13 protein-coding genes are annotated in these 26,312 nt (G+C 33.4%); 6 read left to right on the forward strand and 7 right to left on the reverse strand.

Translation table 11 applies throughout. The features are described 5' to 3' along the window. The first annotated feature begins 240 nt into the window (after nt 1-240). The 6 genes from EI427_RS22675 (at nt 241) to EI427_RS22700 (ending at nt 15,060) form a co-directional block, all read left to right on the forward strand. Nucleotides 241-1,794 carry a PKD domain-containing protein gene (locus EI427_RS22675; RefSeq protein ID WP_126619336.1) on the forward strand — a complete coding sequence of 518 codons (1,554 nt, stop codon included), beginning with the start codon at nt 241-243 and terminating at the stop codon, nt 1,792-1,794. Between the two features lie 36 nt (nt 1,795-1,830). Then, a complete protein-coding gene (locus tag EI427_RS22680) occupies nt 1,831-4,848 on the forward strand; it encodes a SusC/RagA family TonB-linked outer membrane protein (protein WP_126619338.1) in 3,018 nt (1,005 codons plus the stop codon). An 11-nt stretch (nt 4,849-4,859) separates the two neighbouring features. After that, nucleotides 4,860-6,476: a RagB/SusD family nutrient uptake outer membrane protein gene (locus tag EI427_RS22685; RefSeq protein WP_126619340.1), complete on the forward strand. Its 1,617-nt coding sequence runs from the start codon at nt 4,860-4,862 to the stop codon at nt 6,474-6,476. A gap of 70 nt (nt 6,477-6,546) precedes the next feature. Then, on the forward strand, nt 6,547-7,782 hold the full coding sequence (locus tag EI427_RS22690) for a glycoside hydrolase family 71/99 protein (RefSeq protein WP_170178587.1): 1,236 nt from the start codon (nt 6,547-6,549) through the stop codon (nt 7,780-7,782). 15 nt (nt 7,783-7,797) lie between these two features. Beyond that, nucleotides 7,798-9,870, forward strand: a complete 2,073-nt coding sequence (locus tag EI427_RS22695) for a glycoside hydrolase family 97 protein (protein WP_126619344.1) — start codon at nt 7,798-7,800, stop codon at nt 9,868-9,870. 681 nt (nt 9,871-10,551) lie between these two features. After that, nucleotides 10,552-15,060 (forward strand): MBG domain-containing protein, encoded by a 4,509-nt coding sequence (locus tag EI427_RS22700; RefSeq protein WP_126619346.1) that lies wholly within the window; start codon nt 10,552-10,554, stop codon nt 15,058-15,060. A 469-nt stretch (nt 15,061-15,529) separates the two neighbouring features. Here EI427_RS22700 and EI427_RS22705 read toward each other — a convergent pair whose 3' ends face one another. The 7 genes from EI427_RS22705 to EI427_RS22735 all read right to left on the reverse strand — a co-directional run bounded on the left by EI427_RS22705 (nt 15,530) and on the right by EI427_RS22735 (nt 26,311). After that, nucleotides 15,530-16,288, reverse strand: a complete 759-nt coding sequence (locus EI427_RS22705) for a LytR/AlgR family response regulator transcription factor (RefSeq protein ID WP_126619348.1) — start codon at nt 16,286-16,288, stop codon at nt 15,530-15,532. 5 nt (nt 16,289-16,293) lie between these two features. After that, the gene (locus tag EI427_RS22710) at nt 16,294-17,424 is read right to left on the reverse strand and encodes a histidine kinase (protein WP_126619350.1); all 1,131 of its coding nucleotides are present in this window, start codon (nt 17,422-17,424) and stop codon (nt 16,294-16,296) included. Between the two features lie 11 nt (nt 17,425-17,435). After that, complete coding sequence (locus tag EI427_RS22715; RefSeq protein ID WP_126619353.1) at nt 17,436-18,428, reverse strand: sensor histidine kinase; 993 nt, start codon at nt 18,426-18,428, stop codon at nt 17,436-17,438. A 2-nt stretch (nt 18,429-18,430) separates the two neighbouring features. After that, a complete protein-coding gene (locus EI427_RS22720; RefSeq protein WP_126619355.1) occupies nt 18,431-20,131 on the reverse strand; it encodes a hypothetical protein in 1,701 nt (566 codons plus the stop codon). A 194-nt stretch (nt 20,132-20,325) separates the two neighbouring features. Then, nucleotides 20,326-21,498, reverse strand: a complete 1,173-nt coding sequence (locus tag EI427_RS22725; RefSeq protein ID WP_126619357.1) for an adenylate/guanylate cyclase domain-containing protein — start codon at nt 21,496-21,498, stop codon at nt 20,326-20,328. After that, nucleotides 21,498-22,688, reverse strand: coding sequence for a Pycsar system effector family protein (locus tag EI427_RS22730; protein WP_126619359.1), 1,191 nt, complete (start codon nt 22,686-22,688; stop codon nt 21,498-21,500). The genes EI427_RS22725 and EI427_RS22730 overlap by 1 nt, the downstream gene beginning before the upstream one ends. 5 nt (nt 22,689-22,693) lie before the next feature. Next, complete coding sequence (locus EI427_RS22735) at nt 22,694-26,311, reverse strand: BamA/TamA family outer membrane protein (RefSeq protein WP_126619361.1); 3,618 nt, start codon at nt 26,309-26,311, stop codon at nt 22,694-22,696. Nucleotide 26,312: the final 1 nt, after the last annotated feature.

Here is a 26,312-nt window from a genome sequence, read left to right on the forward strand (position 1 = left end):
GAATCTAAGAAAACCCTTTACAATTGCTGAAATCTGCATTCTCAGTGGTGTATTCAAAGATTGTAAGAGCTGATAACATAGTGAAATTCCATAGGTGTCTTAAATATCCCCTTATCAGTGTCTTGATTACACCTAATAAAAACGCAAACTCCCTAAAATTGTAACATACTCTTCAACTAAGCGCTACTAAGAAAGAGACGAAACAACTTTTTAAAAGACAATAAAGCAAAACGTATTGAGATGAATTTTACAAAAACAACTTTATTAAAACTCTTTATTCTTACTATGTTAGGGATATCGCTCTCTTGTGAAAACAAGGAGACGTCGTTAGATATACCAATGCCAGTATTAGCAAAATACTCTTTTATAATTTCTGATGATACTATTGTAACTTTTACGAATAAATCTGTTGGAGCTACCTCTTATCTATGGGATTTTGGCGATGGCACAACATCTAATGAACAAAATGTTGAACACGTATTTCCAGAAGGAGAATTTGTAGTTAACTTAATGGCAGCTTCAGGAGCTACTGAAAACTCTTTTACTAGAGAGGTTAATATCTTTGTTCCAGAAATTATCGAACCTGTAGATGTAGTAGCAGAGGCAAAGAAGATATTGGTTGGTACTGATGGTACTAAAAAATGGTCGATTGCTAAAGAATCCAAAGGATACTCATTTGGTCCGTTAGACGATGAGACTATTGATTGGTTTGTTATAGATATGTATGATGAAAATGCTTTTACAACTAGAGTATGCCTTTTTAATCAAGAATTTTCTTTTACTACTGATGGAGTATATAATAGAGTATCAAATGGAGCACTTTGGAAAGAATGGCAAATTTTTGAAACTGAAGGATGTCATGACACAGAAAATGAGTTAGTGACAAATGCTGGTGCAAATGTAGAAGTTTGGGAAGATGGTGAATTTACCTATGAAATCACTGAAGAAGGTGGATATGCTGTAATCACAATAATTGGTTTAGGCGGTTATGTAGGGCATTATACAAGTGGAGTGGATGCATCAGACTTCTTGCCTCAGAAAGAACATAAGTACATTATTAAATCTGCAATACCAGGAAGAATAGAATTGTCTTCTTTAGGGTATAATGGAGATTCTAAAGCAATACCAAACAAAGCAGATCGTCTTGTAAGATTAATTTTAGTTCCTTCAGAAGTTACAGTAGAACCTGTAGATGAAGAGCCAGAAGAGCCAGTAGAAGAAGTAGATTTATCTTCAATAAAAACACTATTGTCTAGATCATGGTCAGTAGAAGAAAATACTGGAGCAGTTTCTTATGGTCCACTTGTGGGAGATGATGTTTGGTGGTCTTTATCAGAAAATGATGTGCTTGCTAGAACGTGTTTATTTGATTCAGAATTTACATTCTCTGAAGACGGAAGTTATTCAAGAGATGTGAATGGAACTATCTGGAAAGAATGGTCAATATTTACTGATGTTGAATGTGCAGATACATCAGACCCATTAATAAATATAGATGGTGAAAATGTAGACGCTTGGGGAGATGGTGATTTCACTTACGAATTAAGTGTAGTAGATAACGATACAATAATTACTGTAAATGGTATGGGTGGTTATATAGGCCATTATACTTCTGGAGTAGATTATGCAGATTATGTTGCACACGATGTTCATGAATATAAAATAACCTCTATTTCAGATTCAGAATTAAAATTATCGTCGAAAGGTTTTGGAGGGGATTCAAAAACTATTCCAGGGTATGACCCGAACAAGGCAGATAGAATTATAAAAATTTCTTTTGTACCTGCTAACTAATTTTTTGAACGCTATTCAGAAATAAAATCAACAAAGATGAAAATATATATAAAAAGTTTATCTGTATTCAGTTTTATAATAGCAATGCTATTGAATACAGGGAACGCATTTGCTCAAGATGACTTTACGCTAACCGGTTTAGTAATAGATGAAAGTAACGAACCTTTAATTGGAGTAACTGTAGCATTGATAGGAGATTTTGAAACACCTGTTGGGACAACTACAGACTTTGATGGAAATTATAAAATATTAGTTCCAGAGGGAGTGACAGGCGTGTCGTTCCGTTATATGGGATACGAAACACAGACTTTTGATTTAACAAATCAAACAAATATTAGTGTAACACTAAAAGAAGATATAGATGTGTTGAATGAGGTTGTGGTTGTAGGGTACGGAACCCAAGAAAAGAAAGATGTTACTGGTGCCATGTCTTCTGTAGACAGAGAAGACTTTAATTCGGGTGTGATGTCAAACCCTACCGAACTTATTCAAGGTAGAGCAACGGGTGTACAGATAACACCAAGCAGTGGAGAGCCGGGTGCTGCTGTTTCTGTAAATATTAGAGGAACAAGTTCTGTACGTGGTAATAACGGTCCTTTATATGTAATTGATGGAGTTCCTTTAGGAGGTGGTGCATCTGCTTCGGGATCTGTAGGAGGTGGAAATCAGGCACCTAAAGACCCTTTGAACTTTTTAAATCCAGATGATATTGAAAGCATTGATATCTTAAAAGATGCCTCTGCAACGGCAATTTATGGTTCTAGAGGATCGAACGGTGTAGTGATGATTACAACTAAGAAAGCTAAAAATCAAGAAGGTAAAGTTAGTTACTCAGCGTATGGTGGTATGGCATGGGTAAGAAAGAAAATTGATTTACTTTCTGCTGATGACTGGAGACTAAGTAGAGCTTTAATTGCACAATCAACTGGTGATTTATCATTTTTAGATTGGGATTATGGTGGAAAGACAAACTGGCAAGATGAAATTTTTAGAACAGCCTATTCACAAAATCATAACTTGTCTGTATCTGGTGGATCAGAATCAGGTAACTATTTGGCCTCTTTAGGTTATATGGACCAAGAAGGAGTAATAGAAAGTTCTGGAATGAAACGTCTTACTGGTCGTTTAAATATTGAACAAAGATTATTAAATGATAGATGGAAAGTTGGTTTTAACTTATCTGCATCAACAATTAACGATACTTATGCACCTTTAGGAACAGGATCTGGAACAGGTGATACAGGGGCAAATAACTTGATTGGTAGTGCATTGAGAGGTAACCCAACAATGCCAATTTATAACGAAGATGGCTCTTACTTTCAAACACCAACAGATGTCAATCCAGTAGCTTTAATTAATTTAATAAACGATGAGTCTGTAACTGACCGCTATTTAGCCAATGTAACTTCAGATTTTAAAATCATAGAAGGTTTAAATTATAATTTGAGTATTGCCTATGATAGATCAAATGCTCAGCGTAAAGGTAGTCGTTCTAAAGATTTGCAAAGCGAGACAAATGGTACGGGTACAATCAGTAATAATCAAAATACAAACTTTTCAATAGAGAATTTTGTAACATATTCTAAGACAATTGATAAACATAATTTCTCTGTTATGGGAGGTTTTTCATACCAAAAATTTGATTACGAATTTAACGGTATGTATGTAGATAACTTCTTTTCTTCTGCTGTAGATTACGCAGATAATTTAAATCAGGCAGCAAACAAACAAGCATCTAATGTTTGGTCTGGTGGAGGTTCTTCTGAACTGCAATCTTATTTTGGTAGATTTAATTACAGCTTTAATGATAGGTATTTAATTACTGCATCTATGAGAGCAGATGGTTCTACTAAATTTGGAGACAATAATAAGTATGGTTACTTTCCAAGTGCAGCATTAGGGTGGAGAATTTCTGAAGAAGCATTTCTATATAATTCTGATGTAGTATCTAACCTTAAATTAAGAGGTGGTTGGGGACAGACTGGTAACCAAGAAATTCCAGATCATATTCCTTTAATGATCTACAATCCAGTGACGGTAAATGATGTGAAAACATACGAGCCAGATCATCAGCCAAACGAGGATATTAAATGGGAAACTACAACACAAGCAAACATAGGTTTAGACTTTGGTTTCTTTAATGATAAAATTTCAGGTACGTTAGATTACTTCCATAAATCAACAACAGATTTATTATTTAAAGTAGATTTAACGCCTCCAGCATTAGCAACAGTTGGGTATGTAAACTTACCTGCTCAATTAATAAATAAAGGGTTTGAGGCGTCGTTAAAAGTATATTGGATTACAGACGGAGATTGGGAGTTTTCATCAAACGTTAACTTCACAATGATCGAAAATAATATTCAAGGTTTAGATAATGATGCAGTAAGAACGGGTAGATTAAACGGGCCTGGTATCTCAAGTACACAAGTTCAAGTTATTCAAGACAACTATCCATTACAGACTTTTTATACAAGAGAATTTAGAGGTTTTGATCAAGAAGGATATTCTATGTATACCAATGCAGAAGGTGGTACAACAAGTTCTTCTGATGCAGCAGTGGAAAGACATTTGGGGTCACCACACCCAGATTATATGTGGAGTTTAAATAATACCGTTAAATACAAAAGCATAGATTTTTCTGTATTTATTGATGCAAAACACGGACAGAATATTTATAACAACACAGCACATGCATTCTATAACAAAAGGATGTTATCTCAGGCAGGGAATACAACGTATGCCAATTTAATGTCAGAGAAAAACCTTGATCAAGAAGCAATTACTTCTTCAGAATTTATAGAAGATGCAACTTTCCTTCGTTTATCAAACATCACTTTGGGTTACAACTTTAATACATCTAACATTTCTTGGATGAGTGGTGCTAGAATTTACGCAACAGGGCAAAACTTATTTGTATGGACAAACTATACAGGTTATGACCCTGAAGTAAATGCAAGTATGGACGTAAATGGTTACCCATCATTTGGTATAGATTATACATCTTATCCACGTCCATCTACAGTAATCATTGGTATTAATGTTAATCTTTAAGCTGAACAATTATGAAATTCAATACATATAAATCTTTAGCAGTAGCCTTTGTATCGATGCTGTCGGTAGGGTGTACGAATTTAGAACCAAATACAGACTTTCAAGTAACGCAAGAGAAATACTATGCGGAACAAAGAAAATCAATTTTAGAAGATCCAACTAAGCTAAGTGCTTTATCATTACCTGCGTATTCATCACTTTTCCAGTTTATGGGAGAAAGAAATATTTACGCACTAACAGAGGGGTCTACAGATGAAATGATGACACCAACAAGAGGAAATGATTGGAGTGATAACGGACTTTGGTTACAATTACATAAACAAGAATGGGGAGCAGATCATCTTATTGTAGAAAATGGATGGAACGATATGTCGGTAGGTATATCTAGAACATTTAATACATTAAAAGATATCTATGATATTGGTGATGGTGATGAGTATTTCTTAGAAATTGCACAACCTTATCTTGCAGAAGTAAGATTTTTGAGAGCATATTATGTTTGGCAAGTACTTGATTTATTTGGACAGGTACCTTATAGAAACGAAGACGGAGTAAACGTAGCTTTAGATAGAGTTACTGCTACAAATTTGGTTATTCAAGAATTAGAAGAAATTACCCCTCTTTTGTTTGAGAAAAAAGACCAACCTGAATATGGTAAAGTAGTAAGAGAAACAGGACATGCTTTACTTTCTAAAGTATACCTAAATCGATTTATATACAATGGAGAATCTTCTGCATCTAAAGAAGATATGGATAAGGCAATTGAGCATGCAGATGCTGTTTTAAATTCACCTAGTTATAGATTGGCTGATGATTATTTCCAACTTTTTGATTTCAATAATCAAGATAGCCCAGAAGCATTATTAATAATTAGAAATGGTTACAATGTATCTAGTGAGTTTTCTGGACAGACAAGAGCTTTAATGACTTTACATTATTCTCAAACGGGAGGAACTGCAGCTTTACAGCCTTGGAACGGGATGTGTACTACAGAAGAGTTTTTCAATTCTTGGGATCAAGATGGTATTAATGGCAATGGTGTAGAAACAACAGATTACCGTTTTCAAGATACTAGATACTTACAAAGTACAGGTCTAAATTTAGGTTTACTAGAAGGTCAACAATACAGTACTTCTGGAGTTCAATTAAAGGATAGAAACGGTAATTTATTGGCCTACACTGCAGAAATAGCAGACATATCAAATGCACAAGAGTTTGAGGGAGTAAGAGTATTAAAATGGGCACCAGATCAGCTTTCTGAGAATTTCTGGAGAGCAAATAACGATGTGGCATTACTTAGATTTGCAGATGTGTATTTAATGAAAGCAGAAGCACTTTGGAGAAATGGAGATGCAGCAGGTGCACTAACAATAATTAATGACTTAAGACTAAGAAGAGGAAATACAGTACTTTCTTCAATTGGTGTAGACGGACAAGAAATTTTAGACGAAAGAGGTTTTGAATTGTATTGGGAAGGCTACAGAAGAACAGATTTAGTTCGTTTTGGTCAGTTTACAAAAGGCACTTGGGCCGGTAAAGATGTAACTACAGAAGATAGAAATATATATCCGATACCTTCATCAGTATTAGTATCTAGTGATGGTTTTTCTCAAAACAGTGGCTACTAGAAGTTAGATGTGTGAATTTTTTTGGGCAGCGAATCGCTGCCCATCTTTAAAATCAAAAACAATTAGTAAGATGAATACTATAAAAAATATACTCTTTACAATCTGTTCAACAGCTCTTTTATCTGCCTGTACAACCGAAAATGTAATTTCAGATTTTCCAATTAAAAAAGGTGTGGTAGAGCATGAAGCTGTGCCTGTAGCAAAATCAAATAATAAGAAAGTGTATATGCACTATATGCCTTGGTTTGAGGCTAAAGGTGATTACTCTTCAGATTGGGGGAGCCATTGGACAATGACTAATAAAAACCCAGATGAATTAATTGACGGAACTATTCCTGATATTGCATCGCATGTGCATCCTTTAATTGGACCTTACGATTCTCGTGATCCAGATGTAATTAATTACCACTTACTTTTAATGAAATATGCTGGTATTGATGGTTTATTAATCAACTGGTACGGTACGGAAGGAACAAACCAAGATATTGATTCTCTTTTACAGAATTCGAACGCAATTATTGAAGAGTTAGATGATGTTGGCTTAAACTTCTCTGTAGTAATGGAAGATCGTTTTGCTAACGAAGAAACACCTTTTGATGATATCACTGCTAATATTAAATATCTAAGTGATAATTATTATGGAAGAGATGAATACATCAGAATTGATGGAAAACCACTTACAATGATTTTCGGACCATTCCAATCTGGAGACGTAGAGTGGACACAAGCGCTTGGAGCATCGCCAGAAGACGAACATTTTATTCCTCTTCAGAATAATACTAAAATTAATACTGTTGCAGATGGAGATTTTGCATGGCCCGGTTCAGGAGATATCAGTGATATAGAAAACTACTATAAGAATGCAGATCCAAATAAAATATCTGTAGGTGGTGCTTTCCCTGGATTTAAAGATTTTTATGTTGAAGGTGGCTATGGTGAAGTAATTGTTGGTGGATGGGAATACCCATTAGGAGCATCACAAATGAAATCGACATTAGATTTAGCTTCAAACTACGGAGATAAAATCGACTTTTTACAGCTTATTACTTGGAACGATTTCGGAGAAGGAACAACAATAGAACCTACAGTAGAATATCAATTTGATTTCTTAGTAGAAGTGCAAAAATATACAGGCGTAAGTTACTCAGTTACAGAACTAGAAATGGTTTACAATTGGTTTAATCTTAAAAATGATCCTAGATACCTTGCAAATAGATCTTTTAGAGATAAGGTAGATCAAATTTATTTTAACCTTGTTTCTACAAGAGTTTCAGAAGCTACTGATTTATTTACTGAACTTCAATAAACTTAATTTAAAAACATGTCAATTAGAAAATTAATTACAACATTGATTATTGGGGGTACACTCTCTTCATGTCAATTATTCGATAGCTATAAAGAAACAGATGTTGTTCTTTCGTCTCCAGGAAATCATTTAGAATTAACTTTTAAAATGATAGATGGAGCACCAAAATATGAACTTACATTTGATCAAGAACAAATTATTTCTACTTCAGATTTAGGTTTTGTATTGAAAGATCAACCCAACTTATTAGATAACTTTGAGGTTGTAGATATTCAAAAAAAATCTATTGATGAACAATGGGAAACAGTATGGGGACAAAGTAAAGAGGTAGATAACAACTTTAATGAACTTACGGTTTATCTTAAAGAAAAGTCTACTCATCCAAGAGAAATGCAACTCATTTTTAGAGTATTTGATGATGGATTAGGCTTTAGATATTTTATCCCTACACAAGAGAATATTTCTAAAATAGAAATCATGTCGGAAGAAACGACATTTAATTTAGTAGACAATTATAAAGTATGGTACCAACCCTGCGATACAATTGTAACCAACTGGGAACACGGTTTTGATACTTATGAACGTCTTTATGAGAAAGCACAAATTGCAGAGGTAAAAACGTTAATGCATACACCTGCTACTTTTGAAACGAAAAGTGGAGATTATTTGAGTATTCATGAAGCAAATCTTACAGATTACTCTACAATGACTTTGGATAGAGGTACTAAAGGAACATCATTTGAGTCGTATTTAGTGCCATGGCCTGACGGTGTGAAAGTAAAAAGAACTACACCAATGTACACACCTTGGAGAACTATTCAAGTAGGTCATAATCCTGGAGATCTTGTAGAATCAAACATCATTTTAAATTTAAATGAGCCCAATAAGATTGAAGATGTTTCTTTTATAAAACCAATGAAATATTTAGGGGTTTGGTGGGAAATGCACATGAACAAATCTACTTGGGAACAAGGACCAAACCATGGTGCAAATACACAAAACACTAAAAAATATATTGATTTTGCAGCATCAAATGGTCTTGGAGGAGTATTGGTAGAAGGTTGGAATAAGGGATGGGAAGACTGGATTACAAATCCAAATTTCAATTTTGTAGAGCCCTATTCTGATTATGATTTAAAATATTTAGCAAGTTACGCCAAAGAAAAAGGAGTAGAATTAATAGGTCATCATGAAACAAGTGGTGATATTTTAACCTACGAAAACCAAATGGACGATGCTTTTGATCTTCTTGAAAAGAACGAGATGAATGCATTAAAAACAGGTTATGTAGGTAAAATTAGAGCAGAAGAAGAAGGGCAACATCACCATGGGCAGTATATGGTAAACCATTACAGAAAGGTATTAGAAACAGCTGCTAAACATAAAGTTTGCGTTGTTGCACACGAGCCAATAAAGCCAACGGGAATCCGTAGAACCTACCCAAATATGTTAAGTAGAGAGGCAATGCGAGGTATGGAATACAATGCTTGGAGTGATGGAAATCCAGCAAGTCACACTACAATATTACCATTTACAATGGGGTTAGGTGGACCTTTAGATTACACGCCAGGTATTTTTCAGACAAATTTTGATAAATATAGAAAAGGAAATTCTACGCATACAACAGTTGCAAATCAGTTGGCATTGTATGTAGTGTTGTACAGCCCTGTACAAATGGCAGCAGATTTACCAGAACATTATGAAGGAAATCCAGCATTTCAGTTTATTAGAGAAGTACCTACAGATTGGGAAGAATCTAAAGTGTTAACTGCAGATATTGGAGAGTACGTAGCAGTGGCAAGGAAAGATAGAAAAAGTAATGATTGGTATATCGGTGCAATTACAAACGAACAGAAAAGAGCATTAGAGATACCAATAGATTTCTTAGAAGATGGAAAGGAATACATTGCAGAAATCTATGCAGATGGTACAAATGCAAGTTATAAAGTAAATGCTACTGATGTAGACATTAAGAAAGTGAAAATTAAAAATGGTGAACATCTTTCTATGCACTTAGCAGAGGGAGGCGGACAAGCAATAAGAATACATGAAGCGGCTACTGGAGAATATGTATCTATGACAGAATAATTAATTATAATATTCGAGCTGATCAAAGGCCTCCTTTATAAGGGGGCTTTTTTTGTTATTTTAGGTTGTATTACTACTGCTCTAGAATACTTTTTATATCTAAAAGGAGAAGTACATTAATTGATGGAATTGAAATGTTTGATCTATTCGATAGGCCTGATAGAATTGGCTTCGTACAAGTAAAGTATTCTTTATCATTACAGAAGTAGTCAGATCGTTAGCAACTGATAATAATTTAAAGTAGGGTACTTATAGATATTCACTAGAATAGAACATTTTTAAGGGTGAATAATAGGACAAATGTCGATTTATTACCCCGTGTAAGTCACTTTTATCAAGTAGTAGTTATTCCTTCTGATTTCTCTTTAAAATAGCCAATAGATAGTGTTTAAGGCTGTTTTTAATCAAATATTTGATGTGGAATAACAATGTGGTCTTAAAATTACCCCTTAGAGTGTCTTATTTACACCTAATAAGATGAGGTATCCCGTAAAATTGTAATATCCTAATCAAGCAAATCGCGAAGCTAGAGAAGGATATACTAATTAATGAATCATTTACCAGTATGAAATAATAAAGCAATCTATTTAACCAACTATTGTAAGCATTACTACTGGCCTTACAAAAACTACTAAAATTACTTTTTATGTTGATGGGCTACCATCATTAGATTTATATTTTATGAAGAAGTTATTACAAAAAATAGTATTCTTAGCGGTTTTAATTACTCCGTGTTTTGTTTTCGGACAAGACGAAACAATTGATCAAACAATGTATATTGATTTTGGTCCAAATGATGTGACAAATGGAGATGAAACTACGGGTGAAGATACAAATGGTAATTATTGGACCAATGTAACGAACGCACTTTCTAGTGGAGGCCCAATAACTATTGTAAATACATTAGATGAAGAAACTAATATTAGTTTACAATTAGAGACCACATTTGGAAAGAATGGAAAAAATCATGGTGGATTAAAAACTCCAGAGGAAGAAAAATTAGCTGATTTAGCAATTGCTACTGCTACTCAAGATTACTTCTTTACAAGTGGTACTTGTGGTATTAGATTATCTGGCTTTGATAAAGATAAACAATATAGGTTTACTGCTTTTGGTAGCAGAGGCGATGGAGTTCCAAATCGTTTTACTGAGTATATGTTTTCTGGTTTAAATACGGAAAAAGGAGTGTTACAAACATCATTCTCTTTTAAAGGGAATACAGAAAACGTCTATACAACAGGATATATTTTCCCAGATGCAGAAGGAGAAATATATTTTACGGTTACTAAGGTGAGTGGGTTAGCTTACTTGAATGCATTAAAGGTTGAAGAAATTACTTCGGATGCAGAATTTAATGCTGTAACAGCAATGGTAATTAATCCGGTAGATCTAACCTCTCCATTGTTATCAAGACAAATAGAGTATACTATTGAACCAGCAAACGCAACTGTTAATACAATTGAGTGGGTTGTGGACAATGAAATGATTGCAACAATTGATGCTGACGGTGTTATCCACCCTAAAAGAAATGGTACAATTACAGTTACAGCAACAAGTAATGATATTGGAGCAGATCTATCAGAAGAATTTGAAATGGTAATCGCTAACCAACCTGAAAATTTATATTTAACAGGTAGTGCTTTAGATGATGATAAGGATAGACTATTTAATTATAGTCCAGATGTAGATACACTATTCAGTAATATATTCTATGCTTATGTTCCTTTAATAGAAGGAGAATCGTTTACACTTTATAATATGAACGAAAACCAAGAGCAAATAGCTTATGGTATTGATGCTGAAGGAACATTAGTACAAGATGGTGATCCAATTACTGTTACAGAAACAGCACCTTATAGAGTAAAGATTGATTTTAATACACAATCTATAGTAGTAGAAAAAATTACTAACTGGAAATTAGTAGGTACACAAACTCCAGGTTCTTGGGGTAGTAGTGAAGGTCCTGAAATTGAATATCAAGGAGGAAGTATTTGGCAATCTACAGTAACATTACAACGTGACGAAAATGAAACTTACGATGCGATGTTATTAAGAATGAATGATAGTTACTTAATGGGTTCACTGTGGAGTAACTTTTCTAAACTGAGTTATAAAGATGATGAGGATATATTTGGAGGAATTCGTAATTTTCCATTACCAGATGGTGAGTATATTTTCACATTAGATTTAGAAAATTATACTTACTTAGTAGAAGCTCCTGCGGTGGATGATATGGGAATTGTATTTTGTGGTTCTTCTGTATGTGGAGGCTTTGGTGCATTAACAGCAGAAGATGGTTCTTATACCGGATATGCATATAACTACACTACTTTATTAGAAGATAGAACAGCGAATGGAATTGGCAAAAATTGGAATGTGAAAAATGTTTCGATTGGCGGTGATAATACAATTAAAGTAAATAACCGATGGGATTTAGATGTTGCTTCTGCAGGGTCAAAATATTTAGTAATTGGTTTATCAATGGGTAATGAAGGCCTAATGAGTGGTGGTCAAGTAGTTTTTGATCAATTTAAAGAGAACCTTACTGGCTTAATTCAAAGAGCTAGAGACGAGGGAATGGTACCTGTAATTATGAGTAATTACGCTAATGGTCGTTACGATGAAACGGATTATGCTTTTGTAAAAGAGATGAACTTATTGATTCATCAATGGGATGTTCCATCTATGAACTTATTGGGTGCATTGGATAACGGAATGGGTCAGTTTATCAATAATGATGATAATGAAGACAAGGACTACGAAAGAGATCCAGCACACCCTAATCAAAAAGGGCACGATGAATTTTTGTATGCAATGGTTCCGTCTTTATTCGATGCCTTGTACAACGAGAAACCGCTACCAACAAGAATGATGAATTCTTCTTTAGCAATGCATGATTTATCTCAATTAAATAACTTGAATTTTACACCTGACGGAACAGTTCATTCTTTCACAAATAGTGTTTATTTTAAAACAGATAGTGAAGGAAACTTGGTAACATTTACACAAGGTGAAGTAAAAGGAACGTTGGCTGTAAATGCAGATGGATTTATTGCTTATACATCTCCAACAGGAGACGAATTAGTTGGCCCTACCGTCGTAAATGATGACGAATGGCATTTACTTACACTAACGCATTATTACGCAACTGAAGCAACTTTCTTATATGTAGATAAAGAAATTCAAGGAGCTGTTTCAGAACAATTAGTACCTGAAATGTTCCAGTTAAATAACAACGCCGAAGCAACAAGTCTTAGTTTTAAAGAGTGGTTTTTCTACCGTGCAGGTATGAATAAAGAGGAAGTTGATGCAATTGCAGACGGTATGATGTTAAAATCATCTTTAGAATTATATGCACCTTTAAATAGTGATGTAACATCTGAAGAACATGTTATGAACTATGCACAAAGTACTGTGAAGATTGAAATTGATGCAGATAAGACTGCTCAAACAATAGATTTTGGTGCTATCGAAAGCATGACATACGGTGATACGACGTATACATTATCAGCAACAAGTTCTGAGGGTTTACCAATAACTTATGCAACTTCTAATGAAGATGTAGCAACAATTGATGGACAAACATTGACAATTTTAGGTGCAGGTGATGTAACTATTACTGCAATGCAAGAAGGAGCTAATTATATTGCTGAAGCCGTAGATGTAGATCAAATGGTAACAATAGAGAAGGCATTAATAGAAGTAAGTACTGTTGCTCAAAGTAGTATTTATGGAGATACAATTCCAACTTTTGCAATTGCTTATTTGGGTTTTGTAAATAATGAATCGTCTGCTGATTTAACTACAATGGCAACAGCTACAACAGTTGCTACAAGTAGTGCAGATGCTGGAGAATATGAAGTGACATTATCTGGTGCAACATCAGATAATTATACATTCTCATATTCTGCTAGTTCTATTACAATAGAAAAAGCACTAATAGAAGTAAGTACTTTAGCTCAAAGTAGCACTTATGGAGGTACAATTCCAACTTTTACAATAGCTTATTCAGGATTTGTAAATAATGAATCTTCAGCTGATTTATCAGCAATGGCAACAGCTACAACAGTTGCTACAAATAGTTCTGCTGTTGGAGAATATGAAGTGACTCTATCAGGAGCAACATCAGATAATTATACATTCTCATATTCTGCTAGTTCTATTACAATAGAGAAGGCATTAATAGAAGTAAGTACTGTTGCTCAAAGTAGTATTTACGGAGACACGATTCCAACTTTTACAATAACTTATTTGGGATTTGTAAATGATGAATCTTCAGCTGATTTATCAGCAATGGCAACAGCTACAACAGTTGCGACAAGTAGTTCTACTGTTGGAGAATATGAAGTGACACTATCTGGAGCAACATCGGATAATTATACATTCTCTTATTCTGCTAGTTCTATTACTATAGAGAAGGCACAAATTGAAGTAAGTACCGTTGCTCTAAGCAGCACTTATGGAAATGATATTCCAACTTTTACAATTGCTTATTCAGGATTTGTAAATAATGAATCTTCAGCTGATTTAACTACAATGGCAACAGCTACAACAGTTGCTACAAGTAGTGCAGATGCTGGAGAATATGAAGTGACATTATCTGGCGCAACAGCCGATAATTATTCTTTTTCTTATTTTGCAAGTACACTTACAATCAATAAAGCAGCTCAAGAAATTACATTATTTGATTTGCCTGAAAGTATAGCACTTTCAACAGAGTCATTTATCCTTATTTCTGTATCATCTGCTGCTTTAGAAGTATCATATTCATCTTCTGACGAATCTATACTTTCGATTGATGGAGTGACAGCAACTTTATTAAAAGCTGGAGAAGTTGAGATTACAGCAACTCAAGCAGGTAATAAAAATTATGAAGCAGCGGCAGGAATTACACAAACAATAACTGTAACTGTAGAGGAGGAAGAAGAAGAAGAACCAATTGATGGTGAGGTAACGGCATTAGAAGATGATTTATTAAAGATAAATATCTATCCAAACCCAACAGCAAACTTCTTTACTTTAGATCAAGATGCAATATCTATACAGGTATATAATTTAAACGGGGTGATGGTGAAAACTTTTGAAGGAGTAAAGAAACAATACGACATTTCTAACTTACCCAAAAGTACATACGCTTTATTAATTCAGACTGTGGAAGGTGTGCAAACACAAAAACTACTGATTAAATAAGGAAGAAACTCTAATAAAATTGTGGTCTAGACCACCACAAATTATATAGTAAACCATGAGCACTTGGTGCTTTTAAAACTAAGTCTTATGGTTTACAAAATGCAATATTGAAATAAGAACAACCGACAAGAATAAAGGCAATAACTTTTTACAGTTATTGCCTTTATTTTATAGAAATAATATTAAAAAAACACTTTTATAAGTGTTGTGATTCATTTTTATGTTTAATCGATAAAAACGGTATGCATAGTAGAATAAGCATAGATAGTATACCTAAGTAACTCCCGTAATTACTTGTAATATAGAGATTTGTGTAGTCAATTATGATAACTTGACTAAGAATAATAATAAATGCAGCGATTAATAATCCGAACTTAAATTTTTGCATGATCTAGGGTAATAATTGATTTAATGTAAAATTACTTTTTTAAGCATCTATAATCAATTTAAATTACTCGATGTCTGTATTTTACGCTAACCATTCTTTAAAAGGCTTCACTTTTTCTCTACCTACAATAATGTCTTTATCTACTATATCAAGAGGTAATTCTAGAATTAAACGACTGTTGGTAAATTTATTAATTTTTAGAATTGAAGACCTATGAATTATAAAACTTCTACCTGTTCTAAAAAATTCATTCGGATCAAGAATATCCGTTAGTTCTTCCATTTTAAAATCAACAATATATCTTCGTCCTTCATTGGTGTATACAAATGTATGGCGTCCTTCTGCACCAAAAAGAGCAATATCTTCTGTTTCAATACTTTTGATAACTTCTCCAACTCTAATCATAAATCTCTTTTTATACTTCTGATTATAGGTGGCTAATAAAGCATCTATTTGTCCATCTGTAGTAGCTGTTGCATTATTACGAATAGTTTGCAATTTCTGAATTGCTTTGGTAAGTGCATCAGCATCAACAGGTTTTAATAGATAGTCAATACTGTTTGCTTTAAAAGCATCAAGTGCATATTCATCATAAGCAGTAGTAAAAATGATTGGTTTTGTAACCTCAATACTTTCTAAAATATCAAAAGCTATTCCATCTGTAAGGTGTATATCCATGAAAATGAGATCAATGGTATTTTGGTTTTCTTTCAACCATACTATTGCCTTATCTACACTATCAATAATCTTAATAACTTCTATATCAAAAGGCGTTTTATTTATCTGTCTTTGTAATTTGGCCTGTGCAGGTTTTTCATCTTCAATAATAATTGCTTTCATGATTTTTAAGAGGTTGTTCGTTTAAAAATGGATTGGTCTTGTGTGGTTATTTCTGCTTTTTTATCACTTTTCCAAGTTTCATTTTCTACTTGAAAGGCAGGTAATTTGATAATGTATTCTTTCCCTTTTTTTATAGATAGAACAGGTATTTTAGTATATAACCTAAAAGTTTCTTCTAAAGAATGCATTACTTCGGGCAGGGCTTTCGGACGGTCTAATTTGGGGTTGAAACTATGTGCAACAACTAAAAGAGCATCTTCTTCTATGGTGATGGAAATTTCCAAAGGTTGTAAAGCTGAAGCAATATTATCATTGGCAATTGCTACTATTAGACGTGTAAGCAAAACGGGAGGTAATACCAAAGAACTCGACACATCAGAAGGTATTTTATAAGTGGCTGATATTCCTCCAGATCGAGCGTCAGATAGTAATTCTACAACTGATTTTACATTTTGGATTGCATCTTCTACAGCTACAAATTCTTCTTTTCTGTTATTAATAGTATTACGATATACTTTTGCTAATTTTTCAGCATATTCTTCTGCTTTGTCGGCATCTTTATACGCTAATCCAATTAGTGTTTCTAAGGTTTCGTATAAGAGTGGTAGGTTTGCATCTTCAGCAAATAGACGCATTTCTTTACTTATGTAAGCAGTCCGTTTTTTCTCTTCTTCTCTAATCGATTTATTTTTTAATGCTATAAGTCGATTTCCCCACCATGCACATTCAAATAAAAGGGTCTGAAAAATAAATAAACCCTGAAAAACATACATTTCTGTAGTGAAGTTTTCAAAACGTGTATACCCAATTAAATAGTAAAAGTAAACACTCAATATAGTACCGATGCTTAAAATACTAGTGAGTAATACACCAAGACTATGATAGGAGATTTGCTCATAAATATTAGAAAGAATTGCAATCTTTTTACCAATAAATGAAGCACCCCAAAGTACAGAGAAGTTCCAAAAATAAGAGATGATTATACATACAACCCATTCTGCTCTAAAATAAGATTCTTCTAATTCTCCAATTCTATTAAAAGCCATAAGTAATAGAAAATAGGTAATACTACCAGAAAGAATAGGATAGAATAGTTTATAATATACCGAAGACTTTTTACCAAAATGCTGTAACATATTGTTCTTTGTTAGGAGAGTAAAGGTAATTGTACGCTGTAAGATAAATCATTTTGATTGATCTGAATATTTTTTTGCCCCATCAAAAGATATCGATCTTTTATATTTTCTAATCCTACTTTTGTAGATGATCGTTTTCTAGGTGTTTTTGTCTTATTGTTTTTTACATCAATAGCGTGTTGTTCTTCATTGTAAAAAACTTTAATTTCTACAGGCTTTTCATCTGATAATACATTGTGTTTTACAGCATTTTCTACTAGCATTTGTATGGACAACGGAGGTAAGCTACCCATTACATTTTTTAAGTTTGCAGCAAAGCTAATGTGTACACTTTCTCCATGCCTTGTTTGTAATTGGAAAGCAAAAGCACGAACAAGTTCAATTTCATTAGCCAATGTAATTAGTGGTTTGTTGGCGTATTTCATCACATACTGATAAGTTTGTGCAATACTTCTAATGTATTTTTCTGCTTGGTTTGCATCACTCACAACTAAGTAAGCAACAGTATTTAAGCTATTAAAAAGGTAATGTGGACTTAACTGATCTTTCAATGCTTCTAAACGTAATTCTGATGCTTTTCTTTTTGTTTTTACGTAATGCATCTGTTGTAGAGAAAACGCCTGAAAAGCAAAGCTTAAATATTCTATTACTAAGAGAGCAAATAAGAATACAGCAAATAAAATAATAATCTTTGCAGTCAGGTCAAAAACATAAACTGGAGCAATATAAAACCCTAATTTATAACGCATTGCAAAAATAAGTGGAATACTTATAATTATACTACCTAAACCTCTGTATAGTATCTGTTTAACAATACCATTAGGGGCCAAAATAGTAGCAAATAGACCACCTCCAATAATAACAAGACTACTTGCTAAGAAGTAAATCAAAAAAGTGAAATAATTAGAAACAAGTGGAGCTACTTCTGCTACAGGAGCATATAAAAAATAACAGTATAAACTACCTCCAAGTAAACAATAGATAGTGTTTTTAATTAGTCCCATTTTTATAACGCTTTAAGTGCTTTTTCTCTTTCAAAATCTGATGAAATAGTTTCGCAAATATCTTTATAAAGTGAAACTAAAGATTGGTCTTTTGAGTTGGTAACATCTTTTGCAATTGCGGTTAGAGCATTGGCGGCATCAAAACTTGAACTTATATTTTTAGTTGCATTTAAATAAGGTACTAAATAACTCTTAGCGAAGAAGTCTGAAGTTGTAGAACTTTTTAAGAAACTACTTAAATCATAACTACTACTTATTGTTGCTGCAGCATGATAGAATGTATTGATAACCTCTTCATTTTTCATTTTCTTTAATGCAATCGCTTTCAACCCAGCGGACTTTTCAAAACTAGACGGAATGGAGATACAAATCTGTAGATAAAGTATTTGAGAATTACCTTCCCAAATGTCCCAATAGTTAGCGCTTCTACTCAATGCACTTCTTTTCTCAAAGGCAGAGGAGATTGTTTTAATAGACATTAGTAAAGCATTGTTCTGTTCTGCGTTCCAGTTGCTACCATTCGGACTAGCAAATGCAGCACTTATGGCATTCTTTTTTTCAAAATCTGAGGATATAGAGGCCAAGCAACTTTCTAAAGCTATAGCGGGCATTTTGGTTACATTTTGATCAAAAGCAATCTGTAATGTAGTCGATTTGTCATAAGCAGAGCTGATAGATTCAGTGGCACTTAACCATTGTTCCCATTGTTGCTCAGTCATTTTTTTGCTAAAATCAGTAGACTTTACAATATCCCTTAAACAACCCGCTTTTTCATACGATGAATTTATTTCTGATACACCAAGGAAGTAGGCTTTTAAACCTTTTTTATTGTTGTAAATGGCAAATGTAGAACTGAAATAATTTCCTAGTTCATAACTCGATGATGTATTTCTTGTTACCTCTCTGGTAATTTTATCTAAATCATGTTCTTTAATATCTTTTCTACTAATCAGGTTCTTGTAGAATGTTAGGCGGTTGTTATCTCCATTTAAGTTATCAATATAGTTCAACGTATTCGAAAGCCCCTCTTTCATTGCATTGGCAATACGACTATTAACAGCAATTGGATTAGACTGAATTACCTCTGGTAAAATATCTTCAAACCAGCTTTTACCATCAGGGTTATAAGGAATTTCTTTATTGCCTTCATAATATCTATAGGTTAAACCACCTTCTCCATTAGGAGTAATCACAAGTTTTCTTTTGTTCCCAAAAGTACTTTTTTCTATTTTGAAACGAGCACCTTTAGACATTCCAATAATTTGATCTTCATCTTCCGATATTTGAATATCACCTTTATAGTCTAAACTAAAACTAGAGAGTAAATTGTATTGATTTATAGATCTTTCGGCCTCTCTCTGTGCTCTTTCGATCTCATCTTGATGAATTCGAATTTGCTCTTCTGCAATTCGAATATTTTCTTCAATGGTTTCTTGATCAATATGAATTTCAATATTATCGAGCACTTCTTTTTGTGCTTCCATAATGATCTTTATATAGCCTTCCATTTCTTCGACCTGTACCTCAGCGGCAACTTTTCGAGCTTCTTCTGCCACTCGCATAGCATTTTCTCTAATTTCTGTAATATTGATAACGATGGTAGAATCGGTACCAGGTATTGTGATTACTTTCACTTGCCCAAATGTTTGATTAAAATAGGCTAGTAGTAAAAATAATGAGGAGTAAGTAATTATATTTTTCATAAAAATTTGACACTAGTAGTTCGTTGATGTTACAAGTGTACATGTTTTTACAATTGAAGAAAAATGAAATGTATTGAATTGTAGAATTGATGTAATCAAATGTAGATTATGTAAAATAATATTGATTAGACCTAAAAAAACCTCCCAGTCAGTATTTATTCTAACTAGGAGGTTTTTATCAAATGCTTTTCAAATTATCTTTTGATAGGGTTTAATTGAGGAGGTTTTGGAGAGGGAGCAAATAATGCAATAGAAGGGCATTCTGCTGTAAAATTAGTTGTACTTGGTGCATCAGACTTGTCTACCGTAAAGATCTTGATAGACTGATGTTTACCCCTAAATTTATGTGTCCCCATATCTTTCATTGATAAATCAAGTTTATCAGCCAAGGCATCAGAAACGAGCATAGACACTCCTAATTCTTTACATTTCTCTTGTAAGCGAGAGGTTGCATTTACGGTATCACCATGGTAAGCGACTTCTCTTTTTATTACGCCAATTTGAGAGGTTGCAACCACTCCAGAATGAATACCAGCTTTAAATTCTGGCACAACACCAAATTCTTTCATAAAATATTCTGATCTACTTTTAAGGGTAGCTTCAATATCAAAGAATAGGCGAATACACCTGTTGTTTTTTATGCCTTTTTCAGTTAACCAAGTCAATACAATTTCATCTCCTACATATTGATATACAGATGCCTTATTGTGGCTAATAGCATCTGTCATTGTGCGGTAACATTCTTGTATCAACATACTGTATTTCATATGGCCTAAACATTCTGCAATAGATGTAGAATTATAAAGATCCATAAACATAAAAATTCTATTCTCTTCTTTAGGAGTATAGTAATTACCTTGTATTACAGACTTAAATAGTTCTGGTCCTAGAATGTCTTTAAGTTGAAATAATGCATTTAATAGTAGGGCGGTAGTAAGAACATATATTGCATATATTACAAAGCTCTGTTCTGTTAACTCGTTAAAATAAGGAATTCCATCTGGGTACATTACATTGCCAATATATTCGCCAGTAGACATTAATATTGATGTTACAAGTATAACAATACACCCACCAATAGCAATTCGTCTTATAGGTTTTGCCTTGGCTCTTCGTTCAAGGAAGAAATAAAAATTCCATGAAAACCAACTCAAAATAAAAGCAAGAAAGCCATTTGCAATAAACGCAAATCGGAGCTCATCATGGATTATAAAGTAGTCACTTTCTCCCATATAATTTGAATAAAAATTTAATGCATCATAACGAATTATTAAGTATAAAGCATTAAAAAAATACCAACCAACATAAGAAAGAAGAAAACCTTTTATATATTTTTCTAGAATATATTTATTTTTTAATCGTTGCATTATCTCGTTGCAAAAGTGACAATAAATGAGATTACAGAGACTGTTATACCAATCATAAAGAAGTTAAATGCAGCTCTAACTTTCTTGTATTTAATATCTAAAACCTTTCCTAAAAAGTAAGAATCTTTAGCTAACTGATCATAAATTTGCTCTGGTGTTTGTGTTTTATCTCTAAATAGAGATTGATACTCTTCAAGAGAAATATCAACATAGTCGCCAAAGAACAAGAGGTTTATATCAGACTTCTTCTTTTTCGTGTTTTTATTTACGTTAGGGCGAGTAGCTAAAACAGCAAGAATTACAGATACTAAACCTGTAATAGCCAAGATTACTGAAGGGATCATCAGTTCTGGCATTTCTTCAATTTTTCTAAATAAATAACCAATTGTGAAAGAGGTAATGATGGAGTTAATAGAAAGAAGAATACTTGCTTTTCTATCTGCAATTGAACTTAACCCCATTTGAGTGCGTGCTAGAATTCTATGCATTGCCTCAATGTCTCTTCTTGGCTTTTCTTTATTTATAGGAGTACCATCTGCTGATTCTTTTTTCTCCTTTTTAGATTTCTTCTTTTTATCTTTTTGCTCTTTCTTCTCTTCCATCAAGGCAGACATATCAGCTTTTATAGACGCTATGTTTTCTGCTTTTTTAGGTTCAAAAACCTCCCTAGCATAATTAGTGAAATACCTGTGCTCAGCTAAGAAATGTAAGTTCATTACTAGCCATTGAGATTTAGAAATATCACCTTCTTCTGCTACATCAGATCTTTCTTGACGTAGTGCTTCTGAATAAAGTTGAAAATTAGAAGTCCCTAAATGTGATAAATCGGAATCGCACATAACTTGCTCCATTAAATTCCGAGGTGTTTGAGGAATTCTAGTAGCCATTATACAACCCTTGATAGTTTCGAGATCAGGTTCTTCCAATTTGCTACTCAGAAAATCAAAGGATAGGGAAGCACTGCAACTTTCATGATTGCTACAACCTACAGAAGTGTAGCCTGTATCATGAAACCAAGCAGAAATTTCTAATAATTGAATTTCCTTTTCACTCAAATTTTCAGCCTCACCAATTTCACGAACAGCACGCACTACATTTTCTGTATGCGTCATATTATGAAACGGTAATTCTGTTATATGTTTACTTGCATATTCTTTTGTTAGAAGTACAAGTTCGTTGTAGTTATCCATAATAATTAAAAGCTAAACCCAATATTCAAGTAGACATCGAGCTCTTCTTCAGAAGCTCCTAGTATAGCCGAAAATGCGATTTTATCTATAGGAGCAACGTATATTCCTCCTCCGTAACCTTCGTGCCAAGCAGTAGATTTTTCCTCATCTAGCCAAACACGGCCAATATCATAAAAACCTAAGACACCGAAGGTCATCGGCAAAATACTATTTTTAAATTTAAATATATCTAATCTCGCATCTAAACTATTTACCAAAGAAGACCTTCCGTAGTAACGGTCTCTTCTAAATCCTCTCAAACTTTTATTGCCGCCAATTTTACTTGACATTAAATAGTGATAATCACCAAAGTTTGTAGAAGCATCTAATTTATAAGCAAAGGTGAGGACTGTAGGTAATTTTATAGTGTAATAATATTCAAATGTACCACCAATATTTAAGTAGTTTAGCGAATCATTATTAATATTTTTTGATGCGTTACCATTCAAATTAAAATATCCTCCATTTTTAGGTAATGCGGTGTTATTTCTTTTATCAATTTTAAAACTAAACTGAGTACCTATATAATTAAAAGCACTGTAGGGATCATCTAGGAGAGCGGCATCACCAGATTCTTCAAAATAGCGATCGTCTAAATACCTTCCATCAATAATGTCTGTATAAATATAAGAAGCACCTACACTTAGATTAACGGTTTTAGTGAAATCAAATAGGAAACTTGGTTGTATAATATGCTTGGTATATAAGAAACGGTAATAATCATGTCCTTTAGATTTATCGTATGTAGATTCATTTCCTAAGCCAAAATAATTGGAGTTGGTAGGCGATCTTAAAACTGCATTTATGGTAACATCTGTATTTCCAAATACATCTGTAAATTGCCCTTTATATTTTAATTTAAAGGCGGCAACATTTGTAGATAACGCTCCATATAACTGATGTTTAGAAGCAAAAGGTGTTTTTCTAAAACGATGAGAGGTAAAAATAAACCCACCACCAATTAATAGGCCATCATCTGGAAGATAGCCACCATAAAGAATAGGTAATAAAGCATTGAATTTAAAATCTGCTCTATCATAATCATTTACGTTTGGTTTATTAGACAACCTTTTTGTGATGGAACCTCCCTTATGTGTTATAATCGTGGAGTCTTTGGTATCATAAAGAAGTATGTTTTTAGATGCTTTTCGGCTCGTTTCATCGTCAATAGTATCCACACCATTTCCACCAATTACACGTAACTTAATCTTACTTTTTGCAGTACCTTCAAATATAAATTGATCTGTACCCTTAAATCCATAAACACGAATTTCCTTCGTTACTTTAGGATCGAATGTTCTTTTATAAATTTTATGTTTGATGTTCCCTTTCTTGCTTATTTTTCTAACTGTTACTTTGGTCTGTCCGTTAGCCAATCGTTCTATTTTAAACTGCTCATTTTTATCGCTTCCTAAAACAGAAACACGTTTTGAGAGATGTTCATAATACTCATCAGCAATTTTAGGTAACTGTTTTCTTCTAGCTTTTAAAATTTTGAAAATTTCATCGTTACTGAAACCACTCACTTCAGTAGGAATGTGAGTTAAAGCAGCTTTGAAAACACTATCTGTTAGATGTTCTTGTATATACTTAACGGCATCGTCCCAATCTTTTTTATCTGCTTGAGCTAAAAAATAACGATCAAAATACCTTGCATTAAAATTAAACCCCGGAGCCCAATTCAATTGGTCATCAAAGCCCTCGAATTTAGGCATTATCCATCTATGTGACGCAATGTTTGGTATTCTACCTTCATTTACAAAAAATACTTGATCTCTATCTCTAGGAATAGGACGGAAAATTCTGCCATTTTTACCTTTAAAAGCAGCCCATCTCCATTGGTCATCATGCCTGTCCCAATCTCCAATAAGCATATCAAATAATCTAGAACGAAGTGTAAATTTATAGTCTATGCTATCGTCATTATCATCCTTTAGTTTTTTTACGGTCTTTATGGTAGAATAAATCTTCTTTGCGTTGCCAAAACTTTCTATATCACCTGTATTTTTAGAAGGCCTTTCCTCGAACATAAAAACTTTATTTGCCGCTAATTCTTGGTAAATACCAAATTGAGGATCGTTTTCTACATACACCACTTTTGGATTGGCATGGTAGATATGAATTGCATCTGCCATTGTAGAAACAGAAAGAGGGGCATAAGGATGTGCAGCAGAAATCTGATCTTGAACAACAGCTTTAGCAATTGTTTCTTTTAGTTCTTCTGGTATTGCTTTTACGGGATTTTTATCTATTGATCTCAGTGTATATTGGTTACCGTCTTTGTCTTCTAAACGAAAAGATAATGTAGCCATACCACCGCCTTTTTGCACAATTTTCAAGCCTCCTTTTACCTTAGATAAATTGAAAACAGGCATTTTAACAGGTGTTTCCCATTCTTTTCTATAATTAGCACCCATCCATTTTTCATGCTTAGTACTTGAGCTATATTGTAGACTGGCCGGGACACTTACACTGTCTGGGAAATCAATAAGAATGGTCGGGGCAGTTTTATCAATTATTTTATTTTGATATGATGTGGAGAATACTTTTTTTTCTGAATCGAAAAATGAAATAGTAGTTTCCCCAGATGTTGTGATTTCAATTTTTGAGAATCCTTTCGTCTCCCCAATAAATTCAGCATATTTCCCTTTTTTTACAGGCGTAGATTTTGATCCAGCTCCAGAAACAACATAATGAACGTTGTCTTTTTTTATATATTCTAAAGCATGTTCATGTCCACTAGCGTAGATAAGGTTTTTATGTTGCTTGAAGATATTATCAAAAGCAATACTCATTTTTTGATATTGTTTATTGCCTAAATCTTGTCTGTTTACACCTGCTTTTCTTGCTAAAGGATAAATAGAACCAATAACAGGAAGTGGTACATAAGCCCATGAACTGAATGATGTTAATGGGAAAAGGTGGTCTTTTGCTGTAAAATGTCCGCCATGTTCCCCGTAAGAATATACAGGATGATGTCCTGCAATAATCAATTTTTTATCTTTATTTCTAGCTATAATATCTTGTAAACCAACAAGCAATTCATCGGTAGAATTATAGCTACAGCCGTTGTATTCTGCTATTTCTTGATAATCAAAAAGTAGCCATTGTGTATCAAGAATTAAGAGTGTAATATCTTCAGAAAGTGCCACTTCAACAGGGTCAGGACATCCATTTGCTGGAGCAAAAGTAGAATCTCCTAGAATAGCATTAACGTAGATTTCTTCATTTTTTAAACGTTCTAAACCATTCTTTTTTCCTCTATTGTAATCATGATTACCAGGAATCATGAATGTTTTTCCTCTAAAATTCTTTAACGGTAAAAGTTGAGCTTTTAGAATTTCTTCTCCTTCAATTCTTCCTTTTTCTCCAACATTCATCAATCCATGCGGATATATATTATCACCTAAAAATACAACTGTACTTTGGGTATCATTAAGATCAATTTGTTTGAAAAAATGTTGAAGTGTAGGATCTTCTGTTGTTGCTAAACCGGCATCACCAATTAAATAAATTGTTTGATTTTGTGCTAGTAGTATTGTACTCGGAAATACAGAAAATAGAAGTGTAAATATATATTTCATT

Origin of the sequence: Flammeovirga pectinis (genome assembly GCF_003970675.1) — a bacterium.
In the GTDB taxonomy this organism is placed as follows: Bacteria; Bacteroidota; Bacteroidia; order Cytophagales; family Flammeovirgaceae; genus Flammeovirga; species Flammeovirga pectinis.